The sequence below is a fragment of the uncultured Thiodictyon sp. genome (assembly GCA_903837595.1).
Taxonomy (GTDB): Bacteria; Pseudomonadota; Gammaproteobacteria; order Chromatiales; family Chromatiaceae; genus Thiodictyon.
Genome location: CAILVI010000422.1, coordinates 1 through 2,114 on the forward strand (window position 1 = coordinate 1; position 2,114 = coordinate 2,114).

A 2,114-nucleotide genomic window follows, 5' to 3' on the forward strand; every position below is an offset into this window, starting at 1 on the left:
CTGGGCGTCTCCTTCTGGGCCTACCTGACCGACCGCATCTCCGCCGCCGGCTTGATCCCGCCCCTCGCCGACCTCATCCGCCAACGCGCCGCCTGAGCCTTACCACCACTTTCTGAGAAGCTACTGTCGACAGTAGCTTCTCAGAAAGTGGTGGAGCTTTATCGTACAGGTAGCTGTTAACTGTGGTTAAATGCTGTCCACATGTTTTCGCTGCCCGATTCCCCGTTTAAACTGCCTTCCGGCCTGCCGGAGGAGTGGGCGTTTTGGGCGCGGTCGCTGGTGGGGCATCTTGAGCAGCTTGCGGCGGAGAACCTGGCGCTGAAGGAACGGGTTCTACAGGATGCCGAAACGCTACGGGAACTGCGGGACGAAATTGCCGTGCTCAAGGGTCAGAAGGGTCGTCCGGTGATGAAGCCGAGCCGGATGGACAAGGAAACCGGCCAGGACGATGATGACCCGTCCGGCGGCAATGGGCGCGGCAAACGCACGGCGGCGGGCCAGCCGGGGAAGACGGCCCGCGTAGCCATCCATGAAGAACGCACGATGGCGGCCGAGGACGTGCCGGACGGGTCGCGCTTTCTGGGGCACCGCGAATTCACGGTACAGGACTTGCGTATTGGTCCGCACAACACCCGCTTCCTGCTCGAACGCTGGGCGACCCCGGACGGTCGAGTGCTGACGGCTGCCTGTCCGGCGGAATTGGCTGGGCTCCATTTTGGTCCGGGCCTGCGCGCCTTTATCCTGTACCAGCACCACCACTGCCACGTCACGCAGCCGAAGTTGCACGAGCAACTGCTCGAATGGGGCCTGGATCTTTCGGTGGGCCAAATTGACGCGCTGCTGGCGTTTGGCCAGGACGCGTTCTCGGCCGAGAAGTCCAGCCTGCTCCAGACCGGACTGGCGGTCAGTTCCGCCATCACGGTGGACGACTCGGGCGCGCGCCATCAAGGCAAAAACGGCTACGTCACGGTGGTCAGCGGCCCGAGCTTCGCCTGGTTCGGCAGCGCCGACAACAAGAGCCGGATCGGTTTCCTGACGCACCTGCACGATGCTCAGCCGTCCTATGCGCTGAATGACATCGCCCTGAGCCACCTGCACAAGCAGGGCTTGAAGGCCGCGGTCGTCGAATGGCTACAGAGGGCCCCATTCGATGGCGGCGACTGGTCGGCACACCTCGATCGGCTCGACATTACACTTCTACGCCACCGGCGCATTGCCACCGAGGCGGCGTTGCTGGGCGGTCTGGTGGCCAAGGGTATCCATCCGCTGCTGGCCATCGTCAGCGATGGCGCCGGGCAGTTCGACATCCTGGAACACGGTCTGTGCTGGGTACATACCGAGCGGCTGGTGCACAAGCTCATTCCGGCCCATGAATCCCAGCGGCGCGAGCAAGAACGCCTGCGCGGGGAAATCTGGGCCTACTACGCCGACCTCAAGACCTACCGGGCTGCGCCCGAATCGGAGAAAGCGCTGGCGCTGAGCGCACGATTCGACAGGCTGTTCGGTCAGCGCACCGGATGGGCGACGCTGGATCGCCTGCTTCGGCGCATTCGGCAGCACAAGAGCGACCTGCTCCGGGTGCTGGCGCGACCGGACATGCCGTTACACACCAACGCCAGCGAGACCGACATCCGCGACTACGTCAAGGTGCGCAAAATCAGCGGTGGCACCCGCAGTGATCTCGGCCGCCGTTGCCGCGACACCTTCGCCAGTCTGAAGAAGACCTGCCGGAAACTGGGCGTCTCCTTCTGGGCCTACCTGACCGACCGCATCTCCGCCGCCGGCTTGATCCCGCCCCTCGCCGACCTCATCCGCCAACGCGCCGCCTGAGCCGCTCCACCACTTTCTGAGAAGCTACCTGTCGACAAGCGGTCAACCGAGGTTTCTAGGATGATAACGGCCAGAACTATACCAACGTGCTTCATGGGTGGTATCCTTGTATCCAGCGAGGTCGCAAAAACACGCCTTTCGGGGCGAGGGGTGGTTCCCGACGGTATCCGGAGTGGAATGTAGGGGTCATGGATGGCGTCGGGGCATTTCCGGGGCAAGGTATTCTATTGGGTGCGCGCAGGGAAACAGGCGGTATTGGGCAATATTGCGAGCGGTCAGACCCA

Annotated in this window: 1 protein-coding gene; it reads left to right on the forward strand. The window is 63.3% G+C overall.

Annotated elements, in window-relative coordinates:
• Positions 1-201: 201 nt before the first annotated feature.
• Entirely contained in the window at positions 202-1,830 is a 1,629-nt protein-coding gene (locus tag QZY44_RS25235; protein WP_295454653.1) for a transposase, read from the forward strand.
• The last annotated feature ends 284 nt before the right edge of the window (positions 1,831-2,114 follow it).